Consider the following 26,548-nt stretch of genomic DNA (forward strand, 5'->3'; position numbering starts at 1 on the left):
GTTGAACCACGCCACCGACCGGACCAGCCACCAGGACCGCGTCTGGTCGGTGGCCGAGCACCTCGACGACGTCCTGTCCCAGATCACCCCGCTGGAACCGATCGAGCTGCAGCTCCTCGACGCCCAGGGCTGCGTCCTGGTCGAGGACGTCACGGTCGCCGTCGCCCTGCCGCCCTTCGACAACAGCTCCATGGACGGCTATGCCGTCCGCGCCGCCGACGTGGCGGGCGCCACGGAAGCCGCCCCGGTCGCCCTGACCGTCATCGGCGATGTCGCGGCGGGCAGCGGCGCGCTGCCGGAGGTCGGCCCCGGCCAGGCCGCCCGGATCATGACCGGAGCCCCCCTGCCGCCCGGCGCCGAGGCCGTCGTCCCCGTGGAGTGGACCGACGGCGGCACGGGCCAGGGACCGGCCGCCACGATGCGCGCCCACAGCGCCGCCCCGCAGGACGCCGGCGGCGAGGTCCGCGTCCACCGCCCGGCCGCCGCCGGCGCCCACATCCGCCGCCGCGGCAGCGACGTCACCGAAGGCGAGCCGGCCCTCGCGGCGGGCACGGTCCTCGGCCCCTCCCAGATCGGCCTGCTCGCCGCCCTCGGCCACGGCACGGTCCGGGTCCGCCCCCGCCCCCGCGTCGTGGTGATGTCGACCGGCAGCGAACTGGTCCAGCCCGGCGAGGCGTTGGGCCCCGGCCAGATCCACGACTCCAACAGCTTCCAGCTCGCCGCCGCCGCCCGCGCCGCCGGCGCCATCGCCTACCGCGTGGGCGCCGTCGCCGACGACGCCGAGACGCTGCGCGCCACGCTGGAGGACCAGCTCATCCGGGCCGACATCCTCGTCACCAGCGGCGGGGTCAGCGTCGGCGCGTACGACGTGGTCAAGGAGACCCTCGCGGGGCTGTCCGCCGCCGAGCCCGACGACTCACCCCTCGCGGGCGGCGGCGTGGAGTTCCGCAAGCTCGCCATGCAGCCGGGCAAGCCCCAGGGCTTCGGTCTCATCGGCCCCGACCGCACCCCGCTCCTCGCCCTGCCCGGCAATCCGGTCAGCTCGTACGTCTCCTTCGAGGTGTTCGTACGCCCCGCCATCCGCGCCCTGATGGGCCTGGCGGACGTACACCGCCCGACCGCCTCCGCCCGGTGCGCCCAGGCCATCACCTCCTCGCCCAAGGGCAAGCGGCAGTTCCTGCGCGGTTCCTACGACGCCGAGGCCGGCACGGTCACCCCCGTCGGCGGCGCCGGCTCCCACCTGATCAAGGCCATGGCGCACGCCAACGCGCTGATCGTCGTCCCCGAGGACACCACCGAGGTTCCCGCGGGCGGGACCGTGGAGGTCGTCCCGCTGGGACAGCCCGCCGGGTGACCCGGAGCCGCCGGGGGTACGGTGTCGTCCCACAGGCGGCAGTTTCGACCGGGAGAACGATGAGCAGCGGCCAGCAACACCTCACCCATCTCGACGCGTCGGGCGCGGCGCGGATGGTCGACGTCTCCGCGAAGGAGGTCACCGCCCGCACGGCCCGCGCCCGCGGCCGGGTCCTGGTATCGCCGCAGGTCATCGAGTTGCTGCGGGGCGAGGGCATGCCCAAGGGCGATGCCCTGGCCACCGCCCGGATCGCCGGCATCATGGGCGCCAAGCGCACCCCCGAGCTGATCCCGCTCTGCCACCCCCTCGCCGTCTCCGGTGTGAAGGTGGACCTCTCCCTCACCGACGAGGCCGTCGAGATCGTGGCCACGGTCAAGACCACCGACCGCACGGGCGTGGAGATGGAGGCGCTGACCGCCGTCTCGGTGGCCGCCCTCACCGTCGTCGACATGATCAAGGCCGTCGACAAGGCCGCGGTGATCTCCGACATCCGGGTCGAGGAGAAGACCGGCGGCAAGTCCGGCGACTGGAGCCGGTCATGAGACCCGCCCGCGCCCTGGTCGTCACCGCCTCCAACCGCGCCGCGGCCGGCGTCTACCCCGACAGGGGCGGCCCGCTGCTGGTCGAGGGCCTGACGGCCATGGGCTTCGAGGTCGACGGCCCGCAGGTGGTCCCCGACGGTGACCCGGTGGAGGCCGCCCTGCGCGAAGCCGTCGGCGCCGACCGCTACGCCGTCGTCCTCACCACCGGCGGTACGGGCCTGTCGCCCACCGACCGCACCCCCGAGGCCACCCGCCGGGTCCTGGACCACGAGGTCCCCGGCATCCCCGAGGCGATCCGCGCCGCCGGGCGCGAGAAGGTCCCCACCGCCGCCCTCTCCCGCGGCCTGGCCGGTGTCGCCGGCACGACGCTGATCGTCAACCTCCCCGGCTCGACGGGCGGCGTCCGCGACGGCCTCGCCGTCCTCGCCGACCTCCTCCCGCACGCCGTGGACCAGATCCGCGGCGGCGACCACCCCCGCCCCTCCGGGAGCCCGAGCTGAACGCGCCCTGGCCGGTGGTCCTGACGGACGGTGATGTCACCCTCCGCCCGATACGGCTGCGCGACCAACGCGCCTGGCGCGAGGTCAACCGCCGCAACCGCGACTGGCTGCGCCCCTGGGAAGCCACCATCCCGCCGCCCCCGCCCGGCCTGGCCCCGCCGCACCGTCCCACGTACCGTCAAATGGTCCGCCATCTGCGCGCGGAGGCACACGCCGGCCGGATGCTGCCGTTCGTCGTCGAATACCGCGGGCAGCTCGTCGGACAGCTGACGGTCGCCGGCATCACCTGGGGTTCGATGTGCTCGGGCCATATCGGTTACTGGGTCGATCAGGAAGTGGCCGGCCGCGGTGTGATCCCGACCGCCGTGGCGCTCGCCGTCGATCACTGCTTCCGCGCCGTGGGGCTGCACCGCATTGAGGTCTGCATTCGCCCCGAGAACGTCCCCAGCCGCCGGGTGGTCGAAAAGCTCGGCTTTCGCGAGGAAGGCATCCGGCCCCGCTACCTGCACATCGACGGGGCCTGGCGCGACCACGCGGTTTTCGCCCTCACCGCGGAAGAGGTGCCCGGGGGCCTGCTCCACCGCTGGCACCGGGAGAATCCCAGCAGGCCCGGCACGCACCACAAATGAAATAAATGTTCGAACAAAATTCCCGATTGGCCGGATTGGTGAGGGCGCGGATCTCTACCATCACAAAAAAGTTCGAGATATCAGCCAGATCGTGCGACACACCGGCCCAATTGGCGGATGGCCCCCTGCAAACCCCTCTACCGTGTGAGTTGTGAGAAGCAGCGGCCTCATCTACGCAGTCATCGTCGGGGCCTGGGCCGCCTACTTGGTGCCGATGTGGCTCCGTAGACAGGATGAGCTCAACGAGGCCCGTCCGACCGAGCGCTTCAGCACCGCCATCCGGCTGCTGTCCGGACGCGCGGCCATGCAGCGCCGCTACGACAAGGAGCGCGGGGAGTACCCCGCCGACGATGAGGGCGAGGAGCAGGACCCGGACGCCCCGGCCGACGAGGCCGTCGCCGGGCCCTTCGGCGACCCCGCGGCCGATGAGCCCGAGGCCCACCACACCCGGGTGCAGCCCGCCCCGCCGCGCCCGTCGCTCTCCGAGCGCGCCAAGCGGGCCAAGGTCCTCGCCCGCCGCCGGCGCACCATCACCGTGCTCTTCCTCGCCTTCACGGTCGGCGCCGTCGTCGCCGCGGTGGGCGGCCTGCCCTTCCTGTGGGCCCCCGCCCTGCCCGCCCTGCTGCTCACCTCCTACATCGTTTACCTGCGCGCCCAGGAGCGCCGCCGTTTCACGTTCACCATGGACCAGCGCAAGGCGGAGGCGGCGGCGCAGCGACTGCGGGAGGGCCGGCCCCGCCCTCGGCAGGCGGCCGACCAGCCGCCCGCCGACGACCACCCGGCCGACGCCCGCGCTGAGGCCCCCGTCGACGCCGTCCCGGAACCGCCCCGCGTCGCGCCCCCCGCGCACACCGCGGGCCGCCGGGCCGTGGTGGAGGAGACCGACCACGCCGAGTGGGTCGACCAGCAGCGCGAGCGCGAACGCCCGCGCCCCGCGGCCGGCAGCTGGGAGCCCGTCCCGGTCCCGCTCCCCACCTACGTCACCGCCCCGGTCGCCCCGCGTGCCACCAGCCACGTCGATCTGGAGGCCGACGACGCCTGGAGCTCCGCCCGCTCCAGCGCCGCCCCCGACCACCCCCAGCCCGACGCCCCGGCCCGCCGCCCCCGCGGCCGCACCCCGCTCTTCGACCAGTACGAGAACGAGGACCGCCCGCGCGCCGCGAACGAGTGACCCACGTCGCACCGGCGGGCGCGGCACGGTCCCTCCGCTGACCAGCGCCGGAAGCGATTTCCGAGCACCGCGACCGAGATGCTAGAGTTTCACTCGTCGCAAGGGCCTGTGGCGCAGCTGGTAGCGCACCTCGTTCGCAACGAGGGGGTCAGGGGTTCGAATCCCCTCAGGTCCACCGCACACGTCAAAGCCCCCTCCGGGAAGATCCGGTGGGGGCTTTTTCGCGCCGTGCCGCGGTGAGGCGCGGACCCGGCCGATCATCTTGAGCAGTCCGTCGGGCGTCGCCGGTGTCGTCGCGCCCGCGCTCGGGGCGATCATCCGCACCGTCCTCGGGGCTGTCCTGCTGTGCGACGAGCGACTGGATGCCGTTGCGCGGCCTTGCCGGACGGTTCCGCGGAAGTGTGGCCGAAGGTGCGGGATCGGCGGTGATCTACTTGGGCCGTTTCCGCGGTGGAACACCCGCGTTTTCGGCCATGCGGATCGGTCCAGCGGATCGACGCGGACCACCTGTTCCCCGCCCGGCCAAGGAAGTTCACGAGCGCGGCTTGCCGCCACCGGTCGCCCGGTGCCAACGTCATTGGACGTTTCGCATGCGAGATCGACGCCGGTCGAGCGCGAACTACTGCGTGAGGACGAGCCGCTGACGAAGAACCCGGCACCTTGAGGCAGCCGGCGAGCGGTCACAGGAACAGCGGGCTTCATGCGGCGCAGGCGCCTTCGCCGTCAGTGCCGGGACCTTTTGCGAACCATCGCCCGGCAGCGGAGTGCACCCGCGAGGGTGCCAAGTGGCCGGCGGTGTGGGGGCGGGGAGAGGGCCGGGAGGGGCGGTCGGGTGCGTCGGGGGTCCCTTAGGGCACCGCGGTGACGCCTCCGCGCTGGTGGTGGGACCGCTTCCGCAGGACGACGCGCCCCTCCCGGCATCGAGGGCTTCCCCCCGGTCCAGTGTGGGGTACCCGGCGCGTCGAGGTACGCCCTTTTCGACCTGGTCTTTCGCGGTGGCAGGCTGTTGCCAGTAGGGGTGGATCAGGCCGGGAGGTGTGCTGCCTCGGTGAGGCGGAACGTCACCCGGCGTCCCGGAGCGCGCAGCCCGCTCGTCACCGCGTACAGGGCGGCCTGGGTGCGGTCGGCCGCGCCGATCTTGGTGTAGATCGCGCTGAGGTGGTTCTTGACGGTCTTCTCCGAGATGCCGAGGTCGCAGGCGATCATCCGGTTGGTCATCCCGCGGGTGACCAGCCGAAGGACGTCCATCTCCCGAACGGTCAGGCCGGCGGGCCGGTTGCGCGGTCCGGGGTGCTCCTCGTGATCCGCTGTTCCCTCCCGTCGCCGGGCGCGGCGCTCCTCGTCGCGGATGTCCGTCCGCGGGGCGCCGGTGGCGTCGGCGGCCAGGGCGAACATCGCCGCCTGGGTGCGGTCGGCCGCGCCGATCTTCGCGTAGATCGCGCTGAGGTGGTTCTTGACGGTCTTCTCGGAGATGCCCAGGCCGCGGGCGATCTGGCGATTCGCCAGTCCCCTGGAGACGAGCCGGAGGACGTCGAGTTCACGAGGGGTGAGAGGGGCGACGGCGGCCACTCGTCCGGTGCTGCCGTGTTTCTCGTCAAACGCAGGTGATCCAGCCACGCGTACGTCCTCCACATCGTTCCGCCGCTCTGCGGTCGGCATGCGAGGTCACGAGCGCGGACGGCTGCGAGGTCGGCGACGGTCCCCGGGGGTTCAACTGTCGGCGACGCTACCGGCGCTGAGGGCCCTGGAGCCGACGCCGACAACTTCCTGCCAGGGGGCGAGGAGCAGGGCGCGCCGTCGGCAGCGCCATGGTCGACGGCAGCGCCGCCGCGGCGAGGAAGGCCGGCACGATGTTCCTGCCGATGACCGCCTTCCGCGCCGCGGCGAGCCTGATCGCGGGACCGTTCATCCTCCGCTGTGGTCAGCGGCTGCCCGCGAAACGAGCCGGGTCGAAGATCGAGAGATTCTGGCTTGCGGCTCCCTTCGTCACGATCTCCATGACGGATTCGCCGATGGCCGGCAGGAACTTGAACGCATGGCCGGAGGTGCCGGCCGCCACGACGACGCGGCCGTGCGCGGAGGCCGGACCGATGACGAACGCCTGGTCCGGGGTGTTGTCGTAGAGGCAGACGGCGCTCTTGCGGTAGCGGCCGCTCGCGCCGAGGCGGGGAATGCGGGTACGCAGGAAGTCCTGGATCTCGGCGATCTCGCGCTGCTGCACGAAGCGGTCCACGCCGTCCGCGTCGGTGGGCGTGCCGCCGCTGTGCACACCCGCCTTCACCCCGCCGTTCAGGCCGTTCGCGGCCGGGTGCCCGTATCCGACCATGCCGTCGCCCTCCCATATCCAGTACGGGAAACGACCGGGCTGGAAGTCCTGTGCGCCGCCGCCCGGCTCGAACCACAACATGACCTTGCGCAGCACGTCGACGGGGAAGGTGAGTTCGGGCAGCAGGTCCGGCGACCAGCAGCCCGCGGTCACCACGACGTGTCCCACCTCGTAGGTCCCGCGGTCGGTGGACACCCGCGCACCACCGGGGTTCTCGGTGATCTCCCGCACCGTCTCGTTGAAGTGCAGGTCGGCGGAGTGCCGCCGGGCGAGGGCCAGTCCGACCCGGACGGTCTGCTCGGGCTGGACGTAGCCGGAGCCCGGGTCGTACACCGCGACACAGTCCGGCGCCGGCTCGAACTGCGGGTAGCGGGCGTGCACTTCGTCCGCGGTGAGGTACTCGTGCTCCAGTCCGCACTTCTCGGCGCTCGCGCGGGCCGCGGGTATCAGGGCGCCGTCGGCGGGCCCGAGGCACAGACCGCCGGTGCGGTGGAAGAGGCGCTCGCCGCTGGCCTCCTCCAGCTCCGACCACAGGGTGTAGGCGCGGCGCAGATACGGCACGTACTCGGGGCCCATGAAGTACGCCTGCCACACGCCGCGGGACTCGCCGTGGCTGGCACCCAGGTCGTGGACCGGGCTGTAGCGCTCCAGGCCCAGGACCTTCAGGCCGGCCGCGGCCAGCGCGTTGGCGGCCGCGCTGCCCAGTCCGCCCAGGCCGACCACGGCGACGTCGTACTGCTTGCCCATTTCAGAGTCTCCCCTCGGGTGGCCGGCCATCGGCGCCGGTCCACCGCTCCATGGCGCACGCCAACTCCCGGTGTGTGCCTTCCGGGCTGGCGGCGAAGTGCGAAGTGGTTGTGTCCCTGGTCTCCGGGTCCAGCTCCTGGCTGAGTTTGAACATCCCGTCGACGTCTTCCACGTGCAGTTCGAACGCCCCCACCGCGGGCAGGATCTTGTCGAAGTAGTCGAGCGACCCCGCCATGTCCCACTGGCGGCCGAAACGGCCCTCCAGTTCGCGCACCGTGCGGTGGATGACGCGGCGGGTCTCCTCGCCGGCCGGCAGCGGCTGGATCGTGCCTCGTAGGTGGACGGCCGTGAAGTTCCAGGTGGGCGCGGCCGGTGTGTATCCGTAGACCTCGGGCGAGACGTATCCGTCGGGGCCGCGGAAGATCAGCAGGGCGGACTGCCCGGCGGTGAGGTGGCGCCAGTGCGGATTGGCCCGGTTCAGATGCCCGAGCACCCGGTGGCCGCGCAGATCCGCGGGCCCGTTGTCGACGGCGTCGGCCACGTCCTCGGGCAGCACGACCGGCAGGTGGGTGGCGAAGGGCACCGGTTCCGCTCCGGTGACGAGAGTGGCCAGCGGGTTGGCGCGCACCGTGGCCACCGCTGCCGCCGAACTCCCCTTGTAATGTGCGGGAACGTACATAGCGCGGTTCTCCTTCGGGGCCGAGATTCTGCGCCGACGGCTACCGGCGGCGCAGGAGCGAGTCGGCGACCTCTCCGGCCCGGACCGCCGTATTGGACAGCAGCGTCGAGGACAGGCCGTGCGTGTGCTCGGTGGCGCCCTGCAGATAGATTCCGTAGCGCACCCCGTCCTCCATGCGGATGCGGTAGTCGCGGCCCACGTCCAGCCGGCCGGTGATGTCGCGCTTGCACAGGCCGAGCAGCTCGGGGCTCAGCAACTCGTCGGGCGGGACCGGGCGGTAGCCGGTCGCGTACACCAGATAGTCGGACTCCAGGGTGCGCTTCTCGCCCGAGGTGAGGGACTCGACCGTCAGCGACAGCGGGCTGCCGGCGGTCTCCTCGACATCGATGAGGCAGGAGGTGTGGTCGATCAGCAACCGCTGCTCGGCGGTCACCTTCTCCTGGTACCAGATGCGGTAGAGCTCCGAGATCAGCTCGTTGTCGACCACCGAGTAGTTGGTGTTCCGGTGCCGGTCGACGAGCATGTCCCGGACGGAGTGCGGAGCCCGGTGGAAGTCGTCCACGGCGACCGGGTCGAAGATCCGGTTGGCGAACGAGGAGTCGTCCGCGGGGCTGTATCCGTAGCCTGCGAAGACGGCCCGTACCCGCCCGTTGGGAAAGCGCTCGTGGAGGTGGGCGGTGACCTCGGCCGCGCTCTGGCCCGCACCCACGACGGTGAAGCGCAGGGGCGCCGCGCTCGGTATGCCGTCGAGCCGGTGGAGCAGGCCGCTGCTGTGCCAGATCCGCTCCGACTCCCGTGCACCGTCCGGCAGGGACGGGCGCAGACCGGGTGCCAGCACCACGTTCCCGGCCCGGCGCACGATCCGCCGGATGCCGTCGGAACCGGGTATGCCGATCGTCACGTCCAGTTGGTCCCGCCCCGCCGATGCCGCCGGTTCGATCCGCAGCACCTCATGGCCGTAGCTGACCCGGTCCGCCAGCGCGCCCGCGGCCCATTCCAGGTAGTCGTGGAATTCCACACGACTCGGAAAGAGGGCCTTGTGGTTGATGAAATCAACCATCCGGTCCCGGTCGTGCAGATAGCTGAGGAAGGTGAATTCACTGCGCGGGTTGCGCAGTGTCACCAGGTCCTTGAGGAAGTGCACCTGCATGGTGGCGTTCTTCAGCAGCATGCCGCCATGCCATGAGAATCCGGGGTGCCGCTCGTAGAAGTGCACCCCGGACCGTGGGTGGGAGGTTTCGCGCAGAGCTATGGCGAGGGCCAGATTCGAGGGGCCGAACCCGACACCCAGTACGTCGAGCGGCGCTCGTTCCTCATCGGATAAGGATGAGGTGGAGCGCCCTGTTTCCAGGCTTTCCGGCAAGACGTGCTCCAGGGGGTGATTACCTGAATGCTGAGGGCGTGAGGATTTCAGCACGAGCCTGCGGGAACGCCATCCGGCCGTCAAGGATCTTCGGTATGAGAAATTGGTCCTATATCGGTGCGCCGGGAATCTGGCTATTGTGCCGCCCTGCGTGGTGGGGGCTTACGCGACGGGGCCTCACGGCGTGCGGCCTTACGCGGTCAGGCGGGCCACCGCCTCGGCGACCGCGCCGGCACCGTCCTCGACGGCGAGACGGCCGGCGGCGCCCCGCGCGCGCTCGCGGTGGGCGGGGTCGGCGGTGGCCCGGGTGAGGGCGTCGGCCAGCCGGTCCGCGGCGTGCTCGGCTGCGAGGTCCCGGAAGGGGATCGGGGCCGTGGCGGCGCCCACGGCGGCCAGCCGCGCGGCCCAGAAGGGCTGGTCGGCGGTGACCGGTACGGGGACGGTGGGGACCGCGGCCCGCAGACCCGCCGCGGTGGTACCGGCACCGCAGTGGTGCACCACCGCCGCCATGTGCGGGAAGAGCAGGGCGTGCGGGACCTCGCCGACGGTGAGGACGTCGTCCGTCGCGAGGGCGTCGGGGCCGGTGGTCAGACCGGCCCAGCCGGACTGGAGGACGCCGCGGACCTTGGCCCGGCGCAGGGCCGCCACCGCCAGGGCGCTCAGCCGCTCGCCCTCGCCGCCCGCCATGCTGCCGAAGCCGATGAACACCGGAGGAGGCCCGGCCGCGAGGAAGTCCTCGACGAAGGAGGGGAGTTGGGCGTCGGGTGCGTGCCAGGGCCACCAGTTCCCGACGACCTCCAGGCCGCTGGGCCAGTCCTTGGGGCGGGGCACCAGGACCTCGCTGAAGCCGTGCAGGACCGGCCGGCCGGTCGCTTCGGCGCGGCGACGGAGCGTACGGGGCGTGGCGGGCGGCAGGCCGAGGCGGGCCCGCAGTTCGCGGCTCGCGTCGGCGTAGAGGCGGTCGACGACGCGGTGGGAGAGGCGGCCGACGGCGCGGTTGCCCCAGCGGCCGAGGGAGCGGGCGCCGCCGACGGGAGGGGCGAAGTCGCCGGTGGGGGCGTTGGGGTGGAGGGGAAGCTCCAAGGACGGGATGCCGTACGCCTCGGCGAGGCTCCGGCCGAGCGGCGCGGTGGTGGTGGACAGCAGCAGCAACTCGGTGCCCTCGGTGGTGGCTTCGGCCACCCCGGTGCCCAGTTCCCGGATGAAGGCGGCGGCCTTGCGCATCAGGGCGCGTCGGTCGCCGGTGGAGGCCTCCGGTGCCTGCCCGCCGCCCGGACGCCCGGCGCGCGGGTCGGCGGGCAGCCGGCGGAATTCCAGGCCCGCGGTCCGCACGAGCGGGGCGTAGGCGTCGTGGGTGGCGAGGGCGACGTCGTGGCCGGCTGCGCGGAGCCGGGCGCCGAGGCCGGTGTACGGGGCGACGTCGCCGTACGAGCCGGCGGCCGTGATCACGATCTTCATGGGGCGTCAGCAGCCTTTCGACTGGCGTACGGCGTTGGCGTGGACGGCCGTGCGCAGGTAGGAGGCGAGGCCGGGCCGCTGCTCGCTCGGCGGGACGATCAGGGCGAACGCCCGGGGGTCGGCCGCGAAGTCGTCGGCGATCCGGCCGTGCATATCGGTGGGGCACGGGGTGAACCAGCGGCTGATGCTCTGCCGGTGCTCCTCGGCCAGGTCCATGGCGCGTTCGCCGTCCGCGGGGTCCTCGGCGTCGAAGGCGGCGGTCAGCCGGGCCCGCCACTCGGCGGCCTCGGCCATGATCTGCGCCCAGTCCTCCTTGGTGTGGGTGGCGGCGCTCGCCATGGAGCGCTGGTGCCCCGCGCGGTCATGCCACTTCAGCTGGGCGTCGGTGGCGTAGGTGAGGTCGAAGGCGACCTCGCCGAACACCTCGAACCGCTCCTCGGGCGTCAGCTCCACGCCGGTCTGCTGGACCTCCATGGCCTGTTCGGCGACCTCGACCAGGCGCTGGAGTTTGGTCATCTGCTCGTTGAGCAGGCGGTGCCGGGCACGCAGGTGGTCGAGGGCGTTGGCCTGCGGGTCCTTGAGGATCGTGGCGATCTCGTCGAGCGGGAAGCCGAGTTCCCGGTAGAAGAGGATCTGCTGCAGCCGGGCGAGGTCGGTGTCGCTGTAGAGGCGGTAGCCGGCCGGGCTGCGGTCGGTGGGGGAGAGGAGTCCGGCCTTGTCGTAGTGGTGCAGGGTGCGCACGGTGATTCCCGCGACGGCGGAGACCTGCCCGACCGAGTAGCCCACGCTCGGCGCCTTTCGTTCGTGGTGACGGGGACGCGGCGTGGACGGCGGACGAGCCGTCCACGCCGCCGCCCAGGCTGCGGCCTGACGTTACGTAAGGGTCAAGCGGGGGGGGAGAGACGGAGGAGCGGCGGGCCGAAACGGGAAGGAGGGGCGGCCGTCCGCCAAGACGACCGCCCCTCCCCGCACTCCGTACTCCCGTACGTCTCACTCCTGCGCGTACCGCTCCTCCAGCACCGAGTTCACCAGTGCCTGGACGTCCTCCCGGTCCAGGCCCTCGGTCCGTGCCCGCGCCATCCAGGAGCGCAGTTCCTCGCGCAGCCGGGCGTCCGCCGCGGACTCGGGGCGGGCCAGCGTGCGGCTGACGAAGGTGCCCAGGCCGGGGCGCGGTTCGACCAGGCCTTCGCGTTCCAGTTCGCGGTAGGCCTTCAGGGTCGTGTTGGGGTTGACCTTGGTCGTGGCGGCGACCTGCGCGGCGGTCGGCAGGCGGTCGCCCTCCACGAGGATGCCCAAACGCAGCGCCTGGTGGACCTGTTGGACGATCTGGAGGTAGGTGGCGACACCACTGCGGCGGTCGATGCGGAACTCGACGACGCTCACCACCTCTCTGCTGCTCTCGCCCGTAGGGCCGATGCTCTCGCCCGGCGGGCCGACCATGCCGCCAACCGGGCCGGTGGCGGCGCCGCCGGGCCTCGGCCGCCCGACCGATTGATGATCCGGCCGCCGGTGCCGGGTGTCAAAGCGCCGCCCGGCGTGTGCCGCGCCCGGCTGTTCAGAGCGGCCGCCGGTGGGCCCGCCAGACCACGAACGCGAGCACCACGGCGGTCAGGGCCAGCAGGATCCCCGCGCCCAGCCACTGCATCCCGGCCATCTGCTCGTAGTCGAAGTACTGGGTCACGCGGTTGACGATGCCCAGCCTGGCCCGGCAGGCCTCGGCATCGCCGTCGACGCAGGTGCCGTAGCCGTAGAGCCTGCCGTCGGCGGTGGACACCCAGTCGTCGATGCGTACGGAGCCCAGCGGCAGGTCGGGGCCGTCGCCGTTGTACGGGTAGCTGACGCTGCGCGGTGTGCCGAGGCGGTCGCGGACCTTCTCGCTCCAGATCAGGGAGGCGACCACGGCGAAGACGGCGGTGGCCGCCATCGCCGGCACCGTCCGCTTGACCAGCATGCCGATGGCGATGCCGCAGGCGGTCAGGAAGAGGGTGGTGGCCACCGGTATCGGGCCGGTGGTGTCGAAGGCGCCGCCCGCCAGCCAGTCGCCGCCCAGGGCCAGGTTGCGGGCCGGCGACCACAGCCAGGTGAAGGCGGCCGACAGCAGACCGGTGCACAGCGCGGCGAGGGCCAGCGGCAGGCCGAGGGTGGCGGCGATCCAGCGGCCGCGGCTCACCGACTGGGTGGTGACCAGCTTGAGCGTGCCGTGCTCCTGCTCGCTCGCGATCAGCGGTGCGCCGAGGAAGATGCCGACGAAGAGCGGCAGGAACTGCAGGAACTCCACGTCGAGGTCGAAGGCCGAATGGAAGTGGTTGCGGAAGTCGTTGAGCAGCTCCCCGTCCGCGTCCGGGGTGGCGCCCTTGAGGTCCAGGAACTCCGTCACGCCGATGCGCTGGTAGGCGAAGAGCGCGCAGGCCGCGGCCGTGACCAGCAGACCGGTGCGCAGGAAGGCGCGGTGCCGGTGCCAGACCAGCCAGGGCAGGCCGCGCAGCAGGGCGCGGCGACGGTTGTCCGCGGTGGCGGACGTGGGCGGGCCGGCCGCCGGGGCCGCCGCGACGGCGTCGTGGGTGGTGCCGGTCCGGCTCATGCCGCCTCCTGCGTTCCGCCGTCGATCCGTGCCCCGTCCGCGATCAGGTCGGGCGCCTCGGGCGAGCGCAGGTAGGCCAGCAGGACCTCTTCCATGCTCGGCACCAGGGCCTCCCAGCGCTCGGCGAGCGGTCCGCCGGACCGGATCAGCGCGCTGAACTGCCGCCCGCTGACCCGGGACTCGATCACGGTGTGCTGCCGCCGCAGCTCCTCGGGCACCCCGTCCGCTCCGTCGGCCACGCCCGTCACCAGCAGGTGGGAGGGCACCAGCTCCTCGGTCGGGCCCGCCATCCGCAGCCGCCCCTCGGCGAGGACGACGAGGTAGTCACACATCTCCTCCATCTCCGCGAGCATGTGGGACGACATCAGCACGGTCGTGCCGTGCTCGGCGGCCTCGGCCATCAGCAGGCCCGACAGCTCGTGCCGGGCGAGCGGGTCGAGGTCGGACATCGGCTCGTCGAGCAGCAGCAGCTCGGGCCGCTTGCCGAAGGCGAGGGCGAAGGCGACGCGGGTGCGCTGGCCGCCCGAGAGGGTGCCGATCCGGGCCGTCAGTGGCACGTTCCCGGACCGCACGATCCGCTCGGCCAGCGCCTGGTCCCAGCGCGGGTTCAGCTCACGGCCGAGCCGCAGGGTGTCGGCCACGGTGAAGCGCGGGTAGAGCGGCTTGTCCTGCGCGAGGAAGGCGATCCGCTCCAGGGCGGCCGGGTCGGAGACCGGGACGCCGAACAGCTTCAGCGTCCCGGTGGTGGGCTGCACCAGCCGGGTCGCGGTGCCCAGGAACGTGCTCTTGCCGGCGCCGTTGGGGCCGACGAGCGCGCAGATGTGGCCGGCGGGGAGCCGGAAGGAGCAGTCTCGCAGCGCCCACCCGCGGCGGTACCTCTTCCCCAGTCCTACGGCCTCGACGGCCCACGGGCTCGGGTCGCTCACCCGGATCCCCCCTTTAGCTAGTTCATTAGTGGAATGAGTATGGGGAGCGGCCCGGACGCCTGTCAACAAAGCCGGTGAGCGGGTGGGGCGCCCCTCAGCCGGCCGTCCCCGTCAGCGGCTTCGCCATGCACCGGCTCTCCTCATACGTCCGGTACAGACCGAACTTCTCCACCAGCGCATAGCCGCAGGACGCGTACAGCTGCAGCGCCTCCGGCTGCTTGATGCCGGTCTCCAGCACCATCCGGGACCGCCCCGCGGCCCGCGCGTCCGCCTCCAGCACCTCCAGGATCCGCCGCGCCAGCCCCCGCCCCCGCGCCTCGGGCAGCACGAACATCCGCTTGATCTCGGCGTCCCCGACCGCGTAGCCCTTGCCGGTGTCGTCCTGCACCCGCCAGCCCCCGCTGGCCAGCGCCCGGCCGCCCTCGTACGCGATCAGATACGCGCCGTGCGGGGGGTTGAACATCTCCGGATCCAGCGGCGTCATATCGCCGTCGCCGTAGCGCCGGGCGTACTCCTGCTGGACCAGTCCGTCGAGGGCGACGGCGTCGGGGTGGTCGTAGCGGACGGCGCGTATCTCGACGTGGGGTGTCCCGGTGGGGCGAGTCTCCATGCCATGAAGCGTACGGGCGTGCGAGTGGCGGGCGTGGCGGGACGGGAGAGCGACCGCGTGACCGGGACGGGCCGCGGTCGCTCCCGGCGGGAGGGGCGCACCCTCACCCGACCACGGTCTCGCTGCCGTCGGGCCAGCTGATGAACGTCTCGCAGACGCTCTGCAGCGTTTCGTGGTCCTCCCAGCAGCGCGTGTACTGGTGCCCCTGCTCGACCTTCCATCCGTTGGGCATGACCGCGCTGTCGGGCCCCTCCGTGGACGGGCCCGACTGCTGGGCCACGGCCTGGCCCGGCCCCTTCTTCACCTTGATCGGGCCGGTCTTGATCACGGGCTTCGGGGGGTGCGAGTCGGCCGTCGCGGTGCCGCTCGTCGCGAGCGGGCCCGCGATCGTCGCGACGAGCAGGGCCGCGCAGGCGAGGCGGCGCTTGGAGTGGTGGATCGGCATGACGGGTTCCTTTCGTCGGGGGGAAGCCTGGTTCGGCGAAATGCCTGATCCGATGGAAACCCGTCGCGACGACCGCGTCCCGACCCGAGAAGTCGGGGCTTGAACATGCCGGATATGTGTGGCTACGGCGGAGTGTGCGCGCGGCGCGGCCGAGCCGGGGCGGCCGGGCCGTGGCGCCCGGCCGTCATCGAGGCGACTACCGGTATGGGAGCCTGACCCCTGGCCCGACGAGAGAGCAGGGGCCGGAAAGGGATAGGGCGAGCGTTGTGATCACCGTGACCTCCGTGAATGTGAACGGGCTGCGCGCCGCGGCCAAGAAGGGCTTCGTCCCGTGGCTGGCGCAGACCGCCGCCGACGTGCTGTGCCTGCAGGAGGTACGGGCCGAGACCGCGCAGCTCCCGGACGAGGTGCGCGAGCCCGCCGGCTGGCACACGGTCTTCGCCCCGGCGGCCGCCAAGGGCCGCGCCGGCGTCGCCCTCTACACCCGCCGCGAGCCGGACCGGGTCCAGGTCGGCTTCGGCTCGGCGGAGTTCGACGACAGCGGCCGCTACGTCGAGGCCGATCTGCCCGGGGTGACCGTCGCCAGCCTCTACCTGCCCTCCGGCGAGGTCGGCACCGAGCGCCAGGACGAGAAGGAACGCTTCATGGCGGAGTTCCTCCCCTACCTCGTCGACCTGCGCAAGCGCGCCGCGGCCGACGGCCGCGAGGTCGTGGTCTGCGGCGACTGGAACATCGCCCACCAGGAGGCCGACCTGAAGAACTGGAAGGCCAACCAGAAGAAGTCCGGCTTCCTCCCGGAGGAGCGCGCCTGGCTCACCGACGTCCTCGACGAGACCCGCGGCGGCTACGTCGACGTCGTCCGCTCCCTCCACCCCGAAGCCGAGGGCCCCTACTCCTGGTGGTCCTACCGGGGCCGCGCCTTCGACAACGACGCGGGCTGGCGTATCGACTACCACCTGGCGACCCCGGGCCTGGCCCAGCGCGCGGTCAAGGCCTACGTGGAGCGGGCGGCAGCGTACGACCAGCGCTGGAGCGACCACGCGCCGGTGACGGTGGCGTACGGGCAGTAGGAACGCATCGGGTGCAGGGCCGGCTCCTGTACCCGGGCCCGGCCGCTACTCGGGGGGTCGGCTGTAGCGGTCCATCGTGGCCTTGCTCATCGACAGGTCCTTGAAGACCAGCTCCCAGGGGCCGGTGTTCACGTCGAAGTCCTTGCCGAAGCCGACCCATTTGCCGGCCATGCGCCGACCGGTGGGCTCCACCAGGAGCTGGAGTGCGCCGTGATAGCGGGCGCCCGCGTAGTAGCCGGAGGCCGCGGTCTGTTCCACCCACGTACCGGTGACGACATTGCCGTCCACGCTCAGGTCGAGGGACAGCGGCGAGTCGGGGTTCGACGATGCACCGGGCAGCGAGTGGCCCGTGAGGCGGGCGCCGTGCTGCACCAGGACGACATGGTGGGTGGCGCTGAAGGTCTCGCCGCGCCCGGACGAGAAGAACTCGTAGCGGCTCAGCCAGATCCCGGAGTAGTGCGCTCCCGCACTCTGGGAGGTCTCCTCCGCGACCGGCCGGGGGCTGCTCCCGGTCGGCGGGGCGACCCCGTCGGGGCCCGATGCCATGTCGTGGCCGCCCGCGCTGTCCTCCCGGACTCTGGCCATGGGGACGGGAAGCCGGAATCCCAGCGCCTCGACGGGCAGGCCGGTCACCTTCTCCAGGGCGCGGGCGTAGACGGGCCGCGGCGAACGGCTGATGCCGGTTTCCCAACGCTGCACGAGCCGCTTGCTGGCATCGTTCGGCTCCCCGGCCTCGGCACCTGCCTGCCGCAGCTCACGGGCCAAGTCGTCCTGGCTGAGCCGCAGACCGATGCGTACGGCGCGCAGCATGTCGTTCGGTACGTGCTCGGCGGTCGTCATGGCTTCACGCTAGCCCCTGGCCCTGCCCGATGACACCGGATTGACGCCTTCGAGTGACGCCCGAATGACGCCCTGATGCCGTCGCAGTGGCCTGTCGTGGCTCGGGAGCATCACGGTATGGAGAGCGAGACGCGGAGAGATGACGGATGTGGCGTGTGCGAGCTGCTTGCGGCGCAGGAGGCCCGGGGGCGGGACGCGCGCGATCCGAGCTTGGAGGTGGACGCGCGGGTGCGGATGCGGCGGCATGTGCGGCAGGCGCACGGGAGGGAACTGCCCTTTCCGCACTGGTGACTTCGGGCGGTGAAGAAGGTGGGGCGCCCTCCGGGGGAGTACGAGGGCGCCCCGGTTGGGGGACGGCCCGCCGGGGTGGGAGCGAACCCTGACGCCCTGGCTGTGTCGAGTGCAGCGCATGGGACAAGGAACGCCAAGAGGCCCGTAAATCCCGGCAGTTCGCTACGGCTGTCGTGGCGAGCCGGCGGATCAGGAACCACGAGCGTGGTCACCGTGCCTGAGCAGCCCATGCGAGGGAAAGACTCCGTGCCGACAGCCTCAAGAGGAGGAAGCGTGAACGCAGTACTTCGGAACGACGGTGGCGACAAGCTCCCCGGAGAGCCGTACCCCGGTCCGCATCAGCCCCCGTCCCCCGACGGGGGCCCAGGGCAGCCGAACCCGCCCAAGGCTGTCTGAGTGACCGCCGACGCACACAAGGGCCGTCCCGACCTTGATGGGTTGGGGCGCGCCCTCATGTCTTCCGGGGCCCTCTCCTCCGACTGGGCCCCCACGTACGCGGCCGTTCCCCGCTCCACCGTCCTGCCCGTCCTCATCTGGCCTTTCGACATGGAGGCCGGCCGGAGCGTGGCCGTATCGAAGGCGGACGATCCCGCCAAGTGGCAGGAGTTCGCGGACTCCGACGTACCGATCGTCACCCAGTGGGACGACGGTATGCACGCCGGTACCGAACCCGGCCGCGTCCCCACCAGCTCCGCGTCCATGCCCTCCGTCGTGTTCCGGATGCTTCGGGCCCTGGACCTCCACCCGGGTCATACGGCCCTGGAAATCGGCACGGCCACCACCTGGAATGCGTTGCTGATGGCTCACCGCGCGGGGCCGGGGAGTGTGACCACCATGGAGGTGGACCGAGCGGTCGCCACGGCTGCCATGGCGACGGTGGAGCGGCTGGGAAGCCCCGTCCGCGTCGTCCACGGCGACGGGCTCCAGGGCTACCCGGAGGGAGCCCCGTACGACCGCGTCATTGCCACGTGCGGCCTCCGCTCCCTCCCGTTCGCGTGGGTGGAGCAGTGCCGGCCCGGCGGCGTCATCGTGGCCCCCTGGGGGACGAACTACAGCCACGGCGACGCGGTGGCCCGCTTGGTCGTAGCGTCGGACGGAGAGAGCGCATCCGGGAAGTTCACCGGGCCCGTGGAGTTCATGAAACTCCGGTCCCAGCGGATATCGCCCGTGGTCCACAAGGAGTACGTCACGGGCAGCGTGGCCGACGGTGACGAGTCGTCCACGACCATCACGGAAGGGGAGTTCGTCGGGGAGCAATTCGGCCCGGAGCGGTTCGCCCTGGGCCTTCGAGTCCAGCAATGCTGGCACTTCGTGGCGGAGAAGAGCGACGGAGCCCGGCCGGTCTGGTTCTACAGCCTGAGCGACCGGTCCTGGGCGTGTTGCATGTTCCGGGACGGGGACACTGCGCGCGTCTGGCAGTACGGACCCCGCCGACTGTGGGACGACGTGGAGGCCGCGTTCCGATGGTGGGACGGCCATGGGCGGCCGGGCCCATCGCGGTTCGGGCTGACCGTGAGTGCCAAGAGTCAGCGGGTATGGCTGGACGATCCGGCTGACTCCTGGATCGTGTGACAACGCCCCTCCGTCTGCCGGTCCATGACGCTGTGAGGTGGGGCGCCCTCCGGGGGAGTACGAGGGCGCCCCGGTTGGGGGACGGCCCGCCGGGGGTGGGGCGGGCCGTCGGTGGCCTTGGTGGTGGCCGATTGGGGGGAGGGTGGGTCAGGGGCGGGTGAACTTCACGTAGCCGCCGTTGTTCGGGCGCTCCCACCAGCCCTTGAAGGCCCAGTTGATGAAGCCGCCGTCGCCCTGGTTGGTGAACTCGCCGTCCTCGAAGACCCAGATGCCGTAGACGACGCCGTCGTAGGTGGCCGAGCCGTACGCCTTGACGCCGTTGACGTGCTCCTCGTAGGGCTGGCTGAGGTTGTGGACCATGACGTTGTACTGGCCGTTGCTGGCGTAGAACGCCGACTCCATCAGGTTCTTGACGAAGCCCTCGCGGTTCTGGGCGGTCTTGATCGACGACTCGATCTTGTTGGCTATGCCGAGCACGTCGACGTTGAAGTTCAGGTTCGCGTTGGCGCCGATGTCGACCGGCGAGTCACCCGCCGGCGCCGCGGCGGCGGCCGGTGCGGCCATGGCGGTCGCCGGGAAGGCGGCACCCGTCGCGGTGAGCGCGGCGCACAGGGCCACCGCTGCCAGGCTCTTCTTCACGATGCCCGAAGTGGACATGGTTCTCCTCCATGAGTGGGGGGTGCGACCTCTCCGGACCGCGGGGATGCGGAGAGTCGGCCGGAGCGGCGGGAAGGGTGGGCCGCCACGACCGGTACGGCAGTAATGCTCGGCCGGGCCGCTCATGATCGGCTCACGTGGGGCTCATGGGGCGGGTGTGCCCGATCGGCACTTGCGTTGAATTTCTGTCAACTCGCGGACTATGTCCACATAGTGAGAGGGAGGCGGCCAAGCGGAACCCGACCTTCCTTCCGGTGGTCCTTGCAGACAGGGGGCGGACTGCAGGCGCCCGTTCGGCGTCACGAACTTGAGGGCACGATGGTTCAGTTGAAGCTGCTGGGGCCGGTGGAGTGCGAGACGGACGACGGCCGCCCGCTGGCCTTGGGGTCGGGGCGGATCCGTACCGTGACCGCGGTGCTGATCAGCGAGGTCAACCAGGTGGTCACGCTGAGCAGGCTGATCGATCTGGCGTGGGACGTGGATCCGCCGGCCAGCGCGCGCGGCGTGGTCCACAACCACGTGCACCGGCTGCGGCAACTGCTGGCCGGCCAGGCCGAGCTCGCCACGCGGGGGCAGGGCTATGTGCTGCTCGCCGATCCGTGCGCGGTGGACGTCCACCGGTTCCAGAGCCTGGTCTCCGGTGCCCGGGAGGCCGAGCCGCAGGCCGCGGTCGCGATGCTGCGCCGGGCCCTCGGCCTGTGGCGGGGCGAGGCACTGGCGGATGTGCCCGGCGACCGGGTGCGCCGGACCGTGGGGGCGGGCCTGGCCCAGGCGCGGGTGGCCGCGCTGCACGAGCTCGGTGCGCAGCTGCTGCTGCTCGGCCGGTACGGCGAGGTGGTCACGGAGCTGACCGCGTGGATCGCGGAGCATCCCCTGCACGAGGAGCTGACCGCGCTGCTGATGCGCGCCCTGCAGGCGAGCGGCCGGCAGGCCGAGGCCCTGGACCACTTCCACCGCACCCGCCGGCATCTGAAGGACCAGCTGGGCATCGACCCCGGCCGGGTGCTGAGCGAGGCCTACCTGGCGGTGCTCGACGGGAACGGCGCCGCCGCGCGGCAGGGCCCCGGTCGCCCGGTGGCCGCGTCGCCGCCCGCCGCTCCGTACGCCGCCGACCACCGGCCGGCTCCGTTGCCGCGGGTCGCCCAACTGCCGCCCGGCGTCCTGGACTTCTGCGGCCGGGAACGGGAGCTGGCGGTGCTGGACCAGCATCTGGAGCGGGTGCCGCGGCCGCACTGCGTGGTGCTGGCGGGCGGCGGCGGGGCCGGCAAGACGACGCTGGCGGTGCAGTGGGCGCACCGCTTGCGGGCCGAGTTCCCCGACGGTCAGCTCTTCGCCGATCTGCGGGGCTTCGAGCGCCCCCCGATGCGGGCGGGCACCGTACTGTCGTCGTTCCTGCTGGCGCTGGGGGTCCCGGAGGCGAGGATCCCCGAGTCCGTGGCGGAGCGCGCGGCGCTGTACCGGTCGCTGCTCGCCGGGCGGCGGATGCTGGTGCTGCTGGACAACGCGGGCACGGCCGAGCAGACGCGGCCCCTGCTGCCCTCGGCGCCGGGCTGCCTGGCGGTGGTCACCAGCCGGCGGCGGCTGAGCGGGCTGGTGGTCCGGGACGGGGCCGTACTGGTGACGGTGGGGCCGCTCGCCCCCGGCGACGCCCTGCAGCTGCTGGGCAACGCGCTGGGGCGGCAGCGCATCGAGGCGGACCCGGCGGCCGCCCGGGGACTGGTCGAGTGGTGCGAACGGCTCCCGCTGGCGCTGCGGATCGCCGCGGCACGGCTGATGGCCCACCCCGAATGGCCACTGGAGTTCTGGACGAAGAAGCTGGCCGACGAGCGCCGCCGCCTGCAGGAGCTGTCCGCGCACGACGCCGATCTGGCCGTGGAGGCCAATCTCTATCTCAGCTACCGTGCCCTGTCGAGCGGCGCCGCCCGGCTCTTCCGTGTCCTCGGTCTGCACCCCGGACCCGGGGTGGAGCTGCCCGCCGCCGCGGCACTGGCGGGGCAGGACCTCGAACGCACCCGCCGCCACCTCGCCGAGCTGTGCGACGCCCATCTGCTCCAGGAGCAGGCCCAGGGGCACTACGTACGCTCCGAGTTGGTGCGTCTGTACGCCGCGCAACGCGTCGCCTCGGAGGAGTCGCGGTCCGCGCAGGACCTCGCCGTGCGGCGGCTGCTGGACCACTTCACCCGGCCCCGGCCGGCGCGCGGCTGAGCTACGGCCGCCCGCGCCCCGAGGTCAGGTGCCCGGCTCGTCCTCCTCCTTGTCCTCCCGCAGCCACTGCTCCAGCTCCGTGCGCACCCGGCGGTCCATGGCCATGGAGAGCTCGGCCTCCACCACGCCCTTGGACAGCGGGCGGAGCTTCTCGATCGTCTGGGCTATGCGGTCGATCTCCTGGGGGTCGGGCAGGCCGTCCGCGCCCGGGTGCGACAGGACGTCGGCCAGGAGGTGGGTGCGGATGAGGGTGGTGAAGATGTCGGCGAGGGCGTCGGCGTGGGCGCGCACCCGGCGCCCGGCCTCCAGGACGGCGGCCAGCGGGACGCCCTTGTTGACCAGCTCGGTGGAGGCGTCCAGGAGGCGGCGGCTGATGTGCACGAACTCGTCGCCGTCGACGGCCAGATAGCCGATGTCCAGGGACGTGGTGAGGTTCTCGGGGGTGATGTCCCGGCTGAAGTGGTCGGCGAGCTGCTCCGGGGTGAGGCGGACCGGGGTCTCCTCGGACCACGGGGGGAGCAGCGGGGTCTGCAGGCCCAGCAGTTCGCCGACGTCGCGCCCGGACTCGAAGGCGGAGAGGAGCTCGGCGATGCCGCCGAGGGTGTGGCCGCGCTCCAGCAGGGCGCCGATGGTGCGCAGCCGGGCGAGGTGGTGTTCGTTGTACCAGGCGATCCGGCCCTCGCGGCGGGGCGGCGGGATGAGCTTGCGCTCGCGGTAGAACCGCAGCGTACGGACCGTGATGCCGGCTTCCTCGGCCAGCTCGGCCATGCGGAACTCGCGCGCGGCGGGGGTGTGGGCGGTGGGGGCCGGGCGCTCGTCCTGGGAGTTCTCGTTCGCTGCCACGGGGTCAGCCTATGCCGGGGGTGTGTCAGCGGACCGGGGTGCGACCGGCGGTAACTTCCTGGCGCCGGACCCCTACCGCTCAGTACGCGGCTGCCCTACTCTCCCCCTGTGCCCAACTGTGCCAGTGATTGCTGGCGCGATTGGGCGGGCCTGCGGCTGTCGGCGTCGTAGGTTTGCGGTGCAGAGCGTCGAACTCGGGAGGCGGCGGATGGCCGAGCGCGAGCGGAAGCATGTGCGCGTGGCGGTGATCGGATCGGGCTTCGGTGGCCTGGGGGCGGCCGTACGGCTGCGACGCCAGGGGATCACCGACTTCGTGGTCCTGGAACGGGCCGGCTCGGTGGGCGGCACATGGCGCGACAACAGCTATCCGGGGTGCGCATGCGATGTGCCCTCGCACCTGTACTCGTTCTCCTTCGCGCCCAACCCGCAGTGGCCCCGGAACTTCTCCGGGCAGCCGCACATCCGGGCGTACCTGGAGCGGGTGACGGACACCTTCGGGCTGCGCCCGCACATACGGTTCCATTCCGAGGTGCGGAGCCTGCGCTGGAGCAACAGCGAACTGCACTGGGAGCTGGAGACGGCCGGTGGGCCGCTGACCGCCGACGTGGTGGTGTCGGCCACCGGGCCGCTGTCGGACCCCAAGCTCCCGGACGTGCCGGGGCTGGACTCCTTCCCGGGGAAGGTCTTCCACTCCGCGCGCTGGGACCACGACTACGACCTGCGCGGGAAGCGCGTGGCCATGATCGGCACGGGTGCGTCGGCGATCCAGATCGTGCCCGCCATCCAGCCGGACGTGGAGCGGCTCACGCTCTTCCAGCGCACCCCGCCCTGGGTGCTGCCGCGTGCCGACCGCAGGATCAGCGCGGCCGAGAAATGGCTGCACACCAAGCTGCCGGCCACCCGCGCGGCACGCCGCGGACTGCTCTGGGGCATCAGGGAACTGCAGGTCAGCGCCTTCACCAAGCGCCCCGACGAGCTGGGGATGATCGAGTTCCTGGCCAAGAGCCACATGAAGAAGGCGATCAAGGACCCGGAGCTGCGCAGCGCGCTGACGCCGGACTACCGCATCGGGTGCAAGCGGATACTGCTCTCCAACACCTACTACCCGGCGCTGGCCCGGCCCAATGTGGATCTCGTCGCCGCCGGGCTGAAGGAGGTGCGCGGCAGCACCCTGGTGGGGGCCGACGGGAGCGAGGTCGAGGCCGACGCGATCGTCTTCGGCACCGGCTTCCATGTGACGGACATGCCGATCGCGCAGCGGGTCACCGGCGCCAGGGGGACGACGCTGGCGGAGGAGTGGAAGGACGGGATGGCGGCGCTGCGCGGAGCCAGCGCGGCCGGCTTCCCGAACTTCCTGACGATCATCGGGCCCAACACCGGTCTCGGCAACAGCTCGATGATCCTGATGATCGAGGCACAGCTGAACTACATGGTGGACTTCATGCGCCAACTGGACATTCTCGGCGGGAAGATCGCGCTGAGCGCCCGGCAGTCCGCCGTGGACGAGTGGACGCGCCACATCCAGCGGCGGATGGAGCGGACGGTGTGGAACACCGGCGGCTGCGACAGCTGGTATCTGGACGCCAACGGGCGCAACACCACCGCCTGGCCGGGGACGACCGCGGAGTTCAAGAGGGTGACCCGGCAGGTCGATCTCGCCGAGTACGAGGTGCTGCGGCCACCCGGGACCACGGCCGGGCGGTCCGCCGACGCGCGAGCGGAGGTGGCCGCATGAGCCGCCGCCCCGGACACGTCACCAGTGGTCCCTACGCCCCGCCGGTGCCGCGCCGGACAGTGACCGTCACCTCGGCCGACGGCTCCCGGATCCACGCCGAGTTCCACGGGCCCGAGCAGGCCCCGGCCGTCGTGCTGGCGCACGGCTGGACCTGCTCGACGGCCTTCTGGGCCCCGGTCGTCCGCGAGCTGGCCGACGATCACAAGGTCGTCGTCTACGACCAGCGCGGACACGGCCGCAGCCCGGCCGTCGCCCCGGCCGGCTACAGCACCCGTGCGCTCGCCGACGACCTCGCCGCCGTACTGGAGGCGACCCTGGAGGCGGACGAACGCGCCGTGGTGGGCGGCCACTCCATGGGCGGCATGACGATCATGGCCGCCGCCGACCGGCCGGAGCTGCGCGCACGGGCCGCCGCCGCGCTGCTGTGCAGCACCGGCTTCTCTCAACTACCCGCGGAATCCCGGGTGTTCCCCCTGCGCGGCCCGGCCGGACGGCGCCGCGCACACCGCCTGCTGCTGGGCTCCCGCGCGCCGCTGGGCCCCGTTTCGCCGCTCACCAAGAGCGCACTGAAGTACGCGACGATGGGCGCCGCCTCCACCGCCGAGCAGGTCGAGGCCTGTGCGCGCATCGTGCACGGCTGCCCGCCGGGCGTCCGGGCCCGCTGGGGCATGGTGCTGGCCGAACTCGAACTGACCGGCGAGGTCGGCCGGCTGGACGTGCCGACGGCGGTCCTCGCGGGCACCGCCGACCGGCTCACCCCGCCGGTGCACGCCCGCCGGATGGCCTCCGTGCTCCCCGACTTCCTGGGGCTGACCGAGCTGCCGGGGCGGGGGCACATGACACCGGTCGAGGACCCGGGCGCGGTCGCCGGCCGGCTGCGCGAACTCGTAGGCGATCACCTCAAGGCGGCCGGCACCGGTGCCGGAGAGCCGGCGGCCGGCTCGGAAGTCCCCGCCCAGGCACCCCACGGCAAGCAGCGGCAGAAGAAGGAGCGGACGGCATGAGGACGAGCGGAAACCTGGACGGCCAGGTCGTGGTGGTGACGGGCGCGGCGCGCGGGGTCGGCGCGCTGCTGGCCCGCAAGCTGTCGGCGCGCGGCGCGACGCTGGCGCTGGTCGGCCTGGAGCCGGACGAACTGCGCGAGGTCGCGGCCTCGTTGCACGGCCCGGCCCACCACTGGCACGCCGATGTCACCGACCACGAGGCCATGGCCCGGGTCGCGACCGGGGTCAAGAACCGCTTCGGGAAGGTCGATGTGGTCGTCGCCAACGCCGGTGTGGCGACCGGCGGCCCGTTCGTCGACTCCGACCCGGTCGCCTGGAAGCGGGTCGTCGAGGTCAACCTGATAGGCAGCGCGGTCACCGGCCGGGCCTTCCTGCCCGTCCTGATGGAGTCCCGCGGCTACTTCCTGCAGATCGCCTCGCTCGCCGCGATCACCCCCGCGCCGATGCTGAGCGCGTACTGCGCGTCCAAGTCGGGCGTGGAGGCCTTCGCGCACTGCCTGCGGGCCGAGGTCGGCCACAAGGGCGTACGGGTCGGCGTCGGCTATCTGAGCTGGACCGACACCGACATGGTGCGCGGCGCCGACCAGGACGACACCATGCGCGAGTTGCGCTCCCGGCTGCCCTGGCCGTCGAACAAGACCTATCCGCTGGGCCCCGCCGTCGACCGGATCGTCGCCGGCATCGAGCGCCGCTCCGCCCATGTCTACGGGCAGTGGTGGCTGCGCGGGATGCAGTCGCTGCGCGGGTATCTGCCGGCCGTCATCGGGTCGGTGGGCCAGCGCGAGATCCGCAGGTTCGGGGACCGGCTGGACGGGATGCGGATCGGGCTGGTCGGTGCGGGCGGCGAGGCCGACGAAAAGGCCCGCGCCGCCGAGAAGGCGCGCTGACCTGCGAGTTCGGCTCCTGAGTCCGCCCTGTCCGGCCGCCGCGCGGATCACGGAGGGTAGCCGTTCGTGATCGAAATGCGAGCAATGTCCGGGCGTGTCACGCTGTTTCGGGG

The 26,548-nt window shown here is 72.2% G+C and carries 25 protein-coding genes and 1 tRNA gene; 12 read left to right on the plus strand and 14 right to left on the minus strand.

What is annotated here, in order from left to right; all coding sequences use genetic code 11:
- The first annotated feature begins 1 nt into the window (after nucleotide 1).
- From glp to ACFWZH_RS25290, 6 genes are all read left to right on the plus strand, one after another.
- Entirely contained in the window at nucleotides 2–1,354 is a 1,353-nt protein-coding gene (gene glp / locus ACFWZH_RS25265) for a gephyrin-like molybdotransferase Glp (protein ID WP_384435406.1), read from the plus strand.
- A 59-nt stretch (nucleotides 1,355–1,413) separates the two neighbouring features.
- Nucleotides 1,414–1,896 (plus strand): cyclic pyranopterin monophosphate synthase MoaC, encoded by a 483-nt coding sequence (gene moaC, locus ACFWZH_RS25270; protein WP_384435409.1) that lies wholly within the window; start codon nucleotides 1,414–1,416, stop codon nucleotides 1,894–1,896.
- Nucleotides 1,893–2,396 (plus strand): molybdenum cofactor biosynthesis protein B, encoded by a 504-nt coding sequence (locus ACFWZH_RS25275; RefSeq protein WP_384435412.1) that lies wholly within the window; start codon nucleotides 1,893–1,895, stop codon nucleotides 2,394–2,396. The genes moaC and ACFWZH_RS25275 overlap by 4 nt, the downstream gene beginning before the upstream one ends.
- Nucleotides 2,397–2,410: 14 nt before the next feature.
- Nucleotides 2,411–3,025 (plus strand): GNAT family N-acetyltransferase, encoded by a 615-nt coding sequence (locus ACFWZH_RS25280; RefSeq protein ID WP_384435415.1) that lies wholly within the window; start codon nucleotides 2,411–2,413, stop codon nucleotides 3,023–3,025.
- 151 nt (nucleotides 3,026–3,176) lie between these two features.
- On the plus strand, nucleotides 3,177–4,196 hold the full coding sequence (locus ACFWZH_RS25285; RefSeq protein WP_384435418.1) for a hypothetical protein: 1,020 nt from the start codon (nucleotides 3,177–3,179) through the stop codon (nucleotides 4,194–4,196).
- A gap of 102 nt (nucleotides 4,197–4,298) precedes the next feature.
- Nucleotides 4,299–4,371: transfer RNA gene (locus ACFWZH_RS25290), tRNA-Ala, on the plus strand.
- Between the two features lie 848 nt (nucleotides 4,372–5,219).
- Here ACFWZH_RS25290 and ACFWZH_RS25295 read toward each other — a convergent pair.
- The 11 genes from ACFWZH_RS25295 to ACFWZH_RS25345 all read right to left on the minus strand — a co-directional run bounded on the left by ACFWZH_RS25295 (nucleotide 5,220) and on the right by ACFWZH_RS25345 (nucleotide 15,331).
- On the minus strand, nucleotides 5,220–5,813 hold the full coding sequence (locus ACFWZH_RS25295; RefSeq protein ID WP_384435422.1) for a LuxR family transcriptional regulator: 594 nt from the start codon (nucleotides 5,811–5,813) through the stop codon (nucleotides 5,220–5,222).
- A 304-nt stretch (nucleotides 5,814–6,117) separates the two neighbouring features.
- The gene (gene solA / locus ACFWZH_RS25300) at nucleotides 6,118–7,269 is read right to left on the minus strand and encodes an N-methyl-L-tryptophan oxidase (RefSeq protein ID WP_384435425.1); all 1,152 of its coding nucleotides are present in this window, start codon (nucleotides 7,267–7,269) and stop codon (nucleotides 6,118–6,120) included.
- Nucleotide 7,270: 1 nt separating this feature from the next.
- The gene (locus ACFWZH_RS25305; protein ID WP_384435428.1) at nucleotides 7,271–7,948 is read right to left on the minus strand and encodes an FMN-binding negative transcriptional regulator; all 678 of its coding nucleotides are present in this window, start codon (nucleotides 7,946–7,948) and stop codon (nucleotides 7,271–7,273) included.
- Nucleotides 7,949–7,988: 40 nt separating this feature from the next.
- Nucleotides 7,989–9,365, minus strand: a complete 1,377-nt coding sequence (locus ACFWZH_RS25310; protein ID WP_384435431.1) for a lysine N(6)-hydroxylase/L-ornithine N(5)-oxygenase family protein — start codon at nucleotides 9,363–9,365, stop codon at nucleotides 7,989–7,991.
- Nucleotides 9,366–9,503: 138 nt separating this feature from the next.
- On the minus strand, nucleotides 9,504–10,769 hold the full coding sequence (locus ACFWZH_RS25315; RefSeq protein WP_384435434.1) for a glycosyltransferase: 1,266 nt from the start codon (nucleotides 10,767–10,769) through the stop codon (nucleotides 9,504–9,506).
- A gap of 6 nt (nucleotides 10,770–10,775) precedes the next feature.
- Nucleotides 10,776–11,555, minus strand: a complete 780-nt coding sequence (locus tag ACFWZH_RS25320) for a MerR family transcriptional regulator (RefSeq protein ID WP_384435437.1) — start codon at nucleotides 11,553–11,555, stop codon at nucleotides 10,776–10,778.
- A gap of 204 nt (nucleotides 11,556–11,759) precedes the next feature.
- On the minus strand, nucleotides 11,760–12,155 hold the full coding sequence (locus tag ACFWZH_RS25325) for a GntR family transcriptional regulator (protein ID WP_384435510.1): 396 nt from the start codon (nucleotides 12,153–12,155) through the stop codon (nucleotides 11,760–11,762).
- A 169-nt stretch (nucleotides 12,156–12,324) separates the two neighbouring features.
- Nucleotides 12,325–13,350, minus strand: coding sequence for an ABC transporter permease subunit (locus ACFWZH_RS25330; protein ID WP_384435440.1), 1,026 nt, complete (start codon nucleotides 13,348–13,350; stop codon nucleotides 12,325–12,327).
- The gene (locus tag ACFWZH_RS25335; protein ID WP_384435443.1) at nucleotides 13,347–14,276 is read right to left on the minus strand and encodes an ABC transporter ATP-binding protein; all 930 of its coding nucleotides are present in this window, start codon (nucleotides 14,274–14,276) and stop codon (nucleotides 13,347–13,349) included. Before ACFWZH_RS25335 ends, ACFWZH_RS25330 begins: the two co-directional genes overlap by 4 nt.
- A 94-nt stretch (nucleotides 14,277–14,370) precedes the next feature.
- Entirely contained in the window at nucleotides 14,371–14,886 is a 516-nt protein-coding gene (locus tag ACFWZH_RS25340) for a GNAT family N-acetyltransferase (protein ID WP_384435446.1), read from the minus strand.
- A 103-nt stretch (nucleotides 14,887–14,989) separates the two neighbouring features.
- Complete coding sequence (locus ACFWZH_RS25345) at nucleotides 14,990–15,331, minus strand: hypothetical protein (RefSeq protein ID WP_384435449.1); 342 nt, start codon at nucleotides 15,329–15,331, stop codon at nucleotides 14,990–14,992.
- A gap of 266 nt (nucleotides 15,332–15,597) precedes the next feature.
- Between ACFWZH_RS25345 and ACFWZH_RS25350 the strand changes: the two genes are divergently transcribed.
- The gene (locus tag ACFWZH_RS25350) at nucleotides 15,598–16,401 is read left to right on the plus strand and encodes an exodeoxyribonuclease III (RefSeq protein WP_384435452.1); all 804 of its coding nucleotides are present in this window, start codon (nucleotides 15,598–15,600) and stop codon (nucleotides 16,399–16,401) included.
- 45 nt (nucleotides 16,402–16,446) lie between these two features.
- Here the strand turns inward: ACFWZH_RS25350 and ACFWZH_RS25355 are convergent, their stop codons facing one another.
- Complete coding sequence (locus tag ACFWZH_RS25355; protein WP_384435454.1) at nucleotides 16,447–17,241, minus strand: helix-turn-helix domain-containing protein; 795 nt, start codon at nucleotides 17,239–17,241, stop codon at nucleotides 16,447–16,449.
- Nucleotides 17,242–17,985: 744 nt separating this feature from the next.
- Here ACFWZH_RS25355 and ACFWZH_RS25360 point away from each other — a divergent pair.
- Nucleotides 17,986–19,104: a protein-L-isoaspartate(D-aspartate) O-methyltransferase gene (locus ACFWZH_RS25360; RefSeq protein WP_384435457.1), complete on the plus strand. Its 1,119-nt coding sequence runs from the start codon at nucleotides 17,986–17,988 to the stop codon at nucleotides 19,102–19,104.
- Between the two features lie 147 nt (nucleotides 19,105–19,251).
- Here the strand turns inward: ACFWZH_RS25360 and ACFWZH_RS25365 are convergent, their stop codons facing one another.
- Complete coding sequence (locus ACFWZH_RS25365) at nucleotides 19,252–19,761, minus strand: stress protein (RefSeq protein WP_384435460.1); 510 nt, start codon at nucleotides 19,759–19,761, stop codon at nucleotides 19,252–19,254.
- A gap of 318 nt (nucleotides 19,762–20,079) precedes the next feature.
- Here ACFWZH_RS25365 and ACFWZH_RS25370 point away from each other — a divergent pair, with 318 nt between their 5' ends.
- A complete protein-coding gene (locus ACFWZH_RS25370) occupies nucleotides 20,080–21,966 on the plus strand; it encodes a BTAD domain-containing putative transcriptional regulator (protein ID WP_384435463.1) in 1,887 nt (628 codons plus the stop codon).
- A 24-nt stretch (nucleotides 21,967–21,990) separates the two neighbouring features.
- Here the strand turns inward: ACFWZH_RS25370 and ACFWZH_RS25375 are convergent, their stop codons facing one another.
- Nucleotides 21,991–22,809, minus strand: a complete 819-nt coding sequence (locus tag ACFWZH_RS25375) for a MerR family transcriptional regulator (RefSeq protein ID WP_384435466.1) — start codon at nucleotides 22,807–22,809, stop codon at nucleotides 21,991–21,993.
- Between the two features lie 208 nt (nucleotides 22,810–23,017).
- Between ACFWZH_RS25375 and ACFWZH_RS25380 the strand changes: the two genes are divergently transcribed.
- The 3 genes from ACFWZH_RS25380 to ACFWZH_RS25390 are packed head-to-tail and all read left to right on the plus strand — an operon-like array spanning nucleotide 23,018 to nucleotide 26,435.
- Nucleotides 23,018–24,544 carry a flavin-containing monooxygenase gene (locus ACFWZH_RS25380; protein ID WP_384435469.1) on the plus strand — a complete coding sequence of 509 codons (1,527 nt, stop codon included), beginning with the start codon at nucleotides 23,018–23,020 and terminating at the stop codon, nucleotides 24,542–24,544.
- Complete coding sequence (locus tag ACFWZH_RS25385) at nucleotides 24,541–25,548, plus strand: alpha/beta fold hydrolase (RefSeq protein WP_384435472.1); 1,008 nt, start codon at nucleotides 24,541–24,543, stop codon at nucleotides 25,546–25,548. The genes ACFWZH_RS25380 and ACFWZH_RS25385 overlap by 4 nt, the downstream gene beginning before the upstream one ends.
- Nucleotides 25,545–26,435 (plus strand): SDR family oxidoreductase, encoded by an 891-nt coding sequence (locus tag ACFWZH_RS25390; RefSeq protein WP_384435475.1) that lies wholly within the window; start codon nucleotides 25,545–25,547, stop codon nucleotides 26,433–26,435. Before ACFWZH_RS25385 ends, ACFWZH_RS25390 begins: the two co-directional genes overlap by 4 nt.
- The last annotated feature ends 113 nt before the right edge of the window (nucleotides 26,436–26,548 follow it).

Origin of the sequence: Streptomyces sp. NPDC059008 (assembly GCF_042749045.1) — a bacterium.
Lineage (GTDB): Bacteria > Actinomycetota > Actinomycetes > Streptomycetales > Streptomycetaceae > Streptomyces.

What these genes read in the sequence shown, in the direction of transcription:
- ACFWZH_RS25340 (WP_384435446.1), bottom strand. Translation starts at nt 14,886, where the DNA reads ATGGAGACTCGCCCCACCGGGACACCCCACGTCGAGATACGCGCCGTC.
- ACFWZH_RS25390 (WP_384435475.1), top strand. Translation starts at nt 25,545, where the DNA reads ATGAGGACGAGCGGAAACCTGGACGGCCAGGTCGTGGTGGTGACGGGC.
- ACFWZH_RS25345 (WP_384435449.1), bottom strand. Translation starts at nt 15,331, where the DNA reads ATGCCGATCCACCACTCCAAGCGCCGCCTCGCCTGCGCGGCCCTGCTC.
- ACFWZH_RS25370 (WP_384435463.1), top strand. Translation starts at nt 20,080, where the DNA reads ATGGTTCAGTTGAAGCTGCTGGGGCCGGTGGAGTGCGAGACGGACGAC.
- ACFWZH_RS25360 (WP_384435457.1), top strand. Translation starts at nt 17,986, where the DNA reads ATGTCTTCCGGGGCCCTCTCCTCCGACTGGGCCCCCACGTACGCGGCC.
- ACFWZH_RS25315 (WP_384435434.1), bottom strand. Translation starts at nt 10,769, where the DNA reads ATGAAGATCGTGATCACGGCCGCCGGCTCGTACGGCGACGTCGCCCCG.
- ACFWZH_RS25275 (WP_384435412.1), top strand. Translation starts at nt 1,893, where the DNA reads ATGAGACCCGCCCGCGCCCTGGTCGTCACCGCCTCCAACCGCGCCGCG.
- ACFWZH_RS25365 (WP_384435460.1), bottom strand. Translation starts at nt 19,761, where the DNA reads ATGTCCACTTCGGGCATCGTGAAGAAGAGCCTGGCAGCGGTGGCCCTG.
- solA (WP_384435425.1), bottom strand. Translation starts at nt 7,269, where the DNA reads ATGGGCAAGCAGTACGACGTCGCCGTGGTCGGCCTGGGCGGACTGGGC.
- moaC (WP_384435409.1), top strand. Translation starts at nt 1,414, where the DNA reads ATGAGCAGCGGCCAGCAACACCTCACCCATCTCGACGCGTCGGGCGCG.
- ACFWZH_RS25355 (WP_384435454.1), bottom strand. Translation starts at nt 17,241, where the DNA reads ATGACGACCGCCGAGCACGTACCGAACGACATGCTGCGCGCCGTACGC.
- ACFWZH_RS25380 (WP_384435469.1), top strand. Translation starts at nt 23,018, where the DNA reads ATGGCCGAGCGCGAGCGGAAGCATGTGCGCGTGGCGGTGATCGGATCG.
- ACFWZH_RS25385 (WP_384435472.1), top strand. Translation starts at nt 24,541, where the DNA reads ATGAGCCGCCGCCCCGGACACGTCACCAGTGGTCCCTACGCCCCGCCG.
- ACFWZH_RS25305 (WP_384435428.1), bottom strand. Translation starts at nt 7,948, where the DNA reads ATGTACGTTCCCGCACATTACAAGGGGAGTTCGGCGGCAGCGGTGGCC.
- ACFWZH_RS25330 (WP_384435440.1), bottom strand. Translation starts at nt 13,350, where the DNA reads ATGAGCCGGACCGGCACCACCCACGACGCCGTCGCGGCGGCCCCGGCG.